Raw genomic sequence first — 4581 nt, 5'->3', positions numbered from 1 at the left:
AAACCATTGCCTTGATTCGACACGCCAAGTCGTGCTGGAAAGACAGCACGTTGCCCGACCTTGACCGGCCCCTTAATCGGCGCGGTCGTGTCAGTGCCCCAGAAATGGGTAGACGTTTGCAGATGCAACCAGTCTCTCTGAAACGGTTCTATACCAGCCCGGCAGTTCGGTCGGTGGAAACGGCGGGGTGGTTGATGCCGTGTCTGGGGCTGGGTGCGATGAGTTTGGAGGTGGTACCTGAACTTTATACCTTTAATTATGAGGATATTCTTAGCTGGATGCGTGGCCTCGATGCAGATGTCGATAAATTTGCGGTGATCTGCCACAACCCGGCTATGACAGACCTGGTCAATTTTCTCACCCTCATGAAAATACAGAAAATACCCACTTGTGGTGTCGTCCTGTTAAACATCGACCTCAATCACTGGGGAGACCTGGGGGCAGGTATGGCTGAGTTGGCCTACTTCGACTTTCCAAAGAGTGTCACGGGAAAGACAATATCCCTAGGCGTGGCATAAGAGTCTACGCCCAGTTGATTCTTCAGGCTTTTCGATTTTTGACGGGATGTTTGCGGTTTGGAAAGCAGGTTTTACAGATATCGCAGGTCAGACCATTGCAGCTGCGGGCCGGGCAGAATTCACGACCGTAGTAGATGATCTGAAGGTGTAGTGCATTCCAACTCTCTTTTGGAAACAACCTCTTCAAATCTTTTTCTGTTTGCGCCACGCTCTTTCCATTGCTCAGTCCCCAGCGCTGTGCAAGGCGATGAATGTGGGTATCTACCGGAAATGAGGGATGACCAAAGGCCTGTGACATGACCACGCTGGCTGTTTTATGTCCGACGCCAGGAAGGGTTTCCAGTGCCGCCATATCCTCGGGCACCTCGCCGCCGTAGTCTGCGGTCAGGATTTGCGACAATTTCACGATGGCTTTTGATTTCTGGGGAGCCAGCCCGCAGGGGCGGATAATGTCGTAGACCTGCTCGAGGGGCACCTGGCTCATGTCTCGGGCATTGTCAGCCAGGGTAAATAGTTCCGGTGTGACCTGATTGACCCGTTCATCGGTGCATTGTGCTGACAACAGTACGGCGACCAAGAGCGTATAGGCATCCTGGTGAGCCAGTGGGATGGGTGGGTTAGGGTATAGCTCTGATAATCGCTGGCGAATAAATTCGGCGCGTTCTTTCTTTAACATCGGGTCAGGCCGGATTTTTTCTGGCGTTGATGACAAAACGACGTATGCGCAGTGCCGCTTCACGGCATTCGTCCAGGGGTGCTACCAACGCCATTCTGACCCGATTTTCCCCCGGATTGACTCCCTCGGCGTGGCGGGCCAAGTAGCGACCGGGGAGTACGGTAATGTGTTCATTGGCAAACAGTTCCCGGGCAAAATTCTCATCGCTACCCACTTTTGCAGCACTGGTGTCTGCCCAGAAGTAGAAGCCGGCATCGGGAAGGCTCAGGGGTAATGTGTCGTCGAGTATTTCTTTGAACACATCAAACTTCTGTCGGTATTGTTCACGGTTTTCGATCACATGTTGCTCGTCATTCCAGGCTGCAATGCTCGCCAGCTGGGTGGGCACGGGCATGGCGCAGCCATGGTAGGTTCGATAACGCAGGAATGACTGCAACACCTTTGCGTCGCCGGCCACAAAACCGGAGCGTAAGCCCGGCAGGTTGGAGCGTTTCGACAGGCTGTGGAATACCACGCAGCGGCTGTAGTCGAGGCGATCCATCTGGGCACAGGCTTGGAGCAGGCCAGGTGGCGGGTTGTTTTCGTCCGGGTAGATTTCCGAATAGCATTCGTCGCTGGCGATGATGAAATCGTGGCGATCAGCCAGCTGAATCAGTTGCTGCAGAAGAGGGATGTCCATCACCGCGCCGGTGGGATTACCCGGGCTGCACAGGTAAAGAAGCTGACAGTGTCGCCAGGTTTCTTCATCCACTGCATCAAAATTCGGCAGATAATTGTTATCAGCGGTGCAGTTAAGAAATTTCAGTTCCGCCCCTGCCAGAAACCCTGCGCCCTCGTAGATCTGGTAGAAAGGGTTGGGGCTGAGAATCAGGGGGGTACCAGCACGGTCGACCACAGCCTGAGCGAAGGCGAACAGCGCCTCCCGTGTGCCATTCACCGGCAGTACCTGCGTCTCGGCATCAACGGCGTCCAGCTGAAAGCGGCGACACAACCAGGTGCTAATGGCTTCCCTCAATTCAGGAATACCTTTGGTTAGCGGGTAGGCAGAGAGCTTTTCCAGAGAATCGGCCAATACCTGTTTCACAAATGCAGGCGCCGGGTGCTTGGGCTCACCGATGGATAGCGCGATATGCTGAAGGTTGTCAGGTGGGGTCAGACCGGCTTTCAGCGCGTTGAGCTTTTCAAAAGGGTACGGGTGGAGCTTGTCTAGGTCTTTGTTCATGATCGCCGTTATTGATTCAGAAACAGAAGGTTTTGTGTTGTTTCCGGAGTTACCGCCATAGCCGCATGCGGGGCAGTGTTTCACCTTCCACGTCTTCCTCATTGCGAGCATCCAGCTCCTTGCATATCGTGTCCCGCAGCTCTTCGCAGAATTCGGCATTGCTGAGAGGGCTATAGTCCATGTTCACCAGATAAAACACGTCTTCAACCCGCTCGCCCAGCGTGGCAATTTTGGCGCTCAGTAAGCGCAGCTCGAAGCGTACAAAGATCCGGCCCAGATGGGCCAGCAGGCCGGGACGGTCCGGCGTAATAACTTCCAGAATGGTTGCGCTCTTTTCAATATCGTTGCTGATGCTGGCAACGGTACGCATGGCGAGCTGTTTGAGGTGGCGAGGTGTGCGCCGATTCAGATTGAACGCTGAAGGATCAGGGTTTTTCAGCGCCTGGGACAGAGTGCGCTGGGTTTTTTCGAGCATCTCAGTGTTGTCGCCGAAGGGCTGGTTGTTTTCATCCAGCACGTAGAAGGTATCAAAGGTGTGCCCCTCGGTGTCCCGGTGCAGCCGCGCATCCATAATATTCAGTTGCAGGTGGTCGAGTGCTGCCGCCGTTGTTGGGAAAACATTGTCCATGCCTTTGGTGTGGATGAAAATTTGCGTTGCAATGGGTATTTCCACCCCGGCATTTTGGATGAGAATCACCGGGTCATTGCTGTCACCCCGGGCGGCAATCGCAGCGGTATAAGTGGCGATATCATCCGCTTTTTCTCGCAGGAAAAATTCATCGTCCACGTTGCCCCAGATTTCTATGGCCTGTGGCTGGGTGATGCCGAGTTCGGCCAGTGTGTCCAAGGCAGCCTGTTTGGTGCTCTCCACCCAGGCATCCCGGTCAAAGGGGTTTTCCAGGCCTCGTTGCAGGGCGCGTTTGGTCTCTGAATAGAGTTGACGCATCAGCGAGGCTTTCCAGGTATTCCAGAGCGTTGGGTTGGTGGCGGTAATATCTGCTACGGTCAGCACAAACAGATAGTCCAGATGCAACTGGTTACCCATAAGTCGGGCGAATTTGTAGATAATATCCGGGTCCGATATGTCGGCGCGCTGAGATGTGTTGGACATGATCAGGTGGTGAGCCACCAGCCAGGAAATCAGGCGGGTTTCTTCAGCGCTGTAACCGTGGCGGCGACAGAATTCCTCGGCATCATGGGCACCCAGTGCCGAGTGATCACCACCGCGCCCTTTGGCGATGTCGTGATATAGGCCTGCCACAAACACCAACTCCGGTTTGGGCAGGTTCTTGTAGATATGTGAACAGAGGGGGTAGCGTTCCGCCATCTCCGGCCGTTCCAGCACACGCATGTTTTTGATGAGCTGCAGGGTGTGAGCGTCTACCGGGTATCGGTGAAACATGTCGTGTTGGGTTTGGCCAATAATGCGACCAAATTCTGGCAGGTAGCGGCCCAGTATGCCGTAGCGGGTCATGCGTTGCAGCTGGGTGCTCATTCTATGGGGGCAGCGCAGCAGGCGCAGGAATAGCTTCTTGTTTTGCGGCTCATGACGGAAGCTGTCGTCAATTAATTTACGATGCTGACGAATCTGCCGGATGGTGGCCGCACGAATGCCCACAATGTTCTCGTTTTCCCCCAGCAGGCAGAATATCTCCAGCAAAGCGGAGGGGTATTTGGCAAATACGTAATCACCGACCGTCTCGATATGCTTGTCGCGCACTTGAAAGCGCTCATTCAGGGCATAGATGTTTTTCGCCTTGTCCTTTCTGAGAATCACTTCATCGAGGTACTGCAGCATGACATCGTTCATCTCGCGCATGGACAAAACGACCTGGTAGTAGTGCTGCATGAATTTTTCTACACCGAGGCGCTCTTCACTGTCGTGATAACCGAACATGGCGGCCAGTTTGCGCTGATAATCAAACATCAGGCGTTCTTCCGGCCGATCTGCCAGCAGGTGTAGTCCGTAGCGAACTTTCCACAGGAATGCTTCGCCACGCTTCAGTTGCAGGAACTCTTCTGCGTTGAGAAATTCCTTGCCAATCAGCTGGTCAATGGATTCAACATTGAAGTGACGTTTGGCCACCCAGTTGATCATCTGGATATCACGCAACCCGCCAGGGGCCTCTTTAACATTTGGCTCCAGGTTGTATTCGGTATTGCCG

Annotated in this window: 4 protein-coding genes; 1 reads left to right on the top strand and 3 read right to left on the bottom strand. The window is 54.0% G+C overall.

Going from position 1 to position 4581, the window contains the following annotated elements:
- Positions 1-518, top strand: a 518-nt coding sequence (locus tag ACYZYZ_RS08675; RefSeq protein WP_461483974.1) for a SixA phosphatase family protein, incomplete at its 5' end; no start/stop codon positions are given.
- Between the two features lie 22 nt (positions 519-540).
- Here the strand turns inward: ACYZYZ_RS08675 and nth are convergent.
- From nth to glnD, 3 genes are all read right to left on the bottom strand, one after another.
- On the bottom strand, positions 541-1194 hold the full coding sequence (gene nth, locus ACYZYZ_RS08670; RefSeq protein ID WP_461483973.1) for an endonuclease III: 654 nt from the start codon (positions 1192-1194) through the stop codon (positions 541-543).
- A gap of 4 nt (positions 1195-1198) precedes the next feature.
- Positions 1199-2416: a succinyldiaminopimelate transaminase gene (gene dapC / locus ACYZYZ_RS08665; protein WP_305169020.1), complete on the bottom strand. Its 1218-nt coding sequence runs from the start codon at positions 2414-2416 to the stop codon at positions 1199-1201.
- A gap of 49 nt (positions 2417-2465) precedes the next feature.
- Positions 2466-4581, bottom strand: a 2116-nt coding sequence (gene glnD / locus ACYZYZ_RS08660; RefSeq protein ID WP_461483972.1) for a [protein-PII] uridylyltransferase, incomplete at its 5' end; no start/stop codon positions are given.

The sequence above is a fragment of the Porticoccus sp. genome, from assembly GCA_023261185.1.
Lineage (GTDB): Bacteria > Pseudomonadota > Gammaproteobacteria > Pseudomonadales > Porticoccaceae > Porticoccus > Porticoccus litoralis.
The sequence above is the reverse complement of the archived record's forward strand: the minus strand, read 5'-3'. Positions and strand labels throughout refer to the sequence as shown.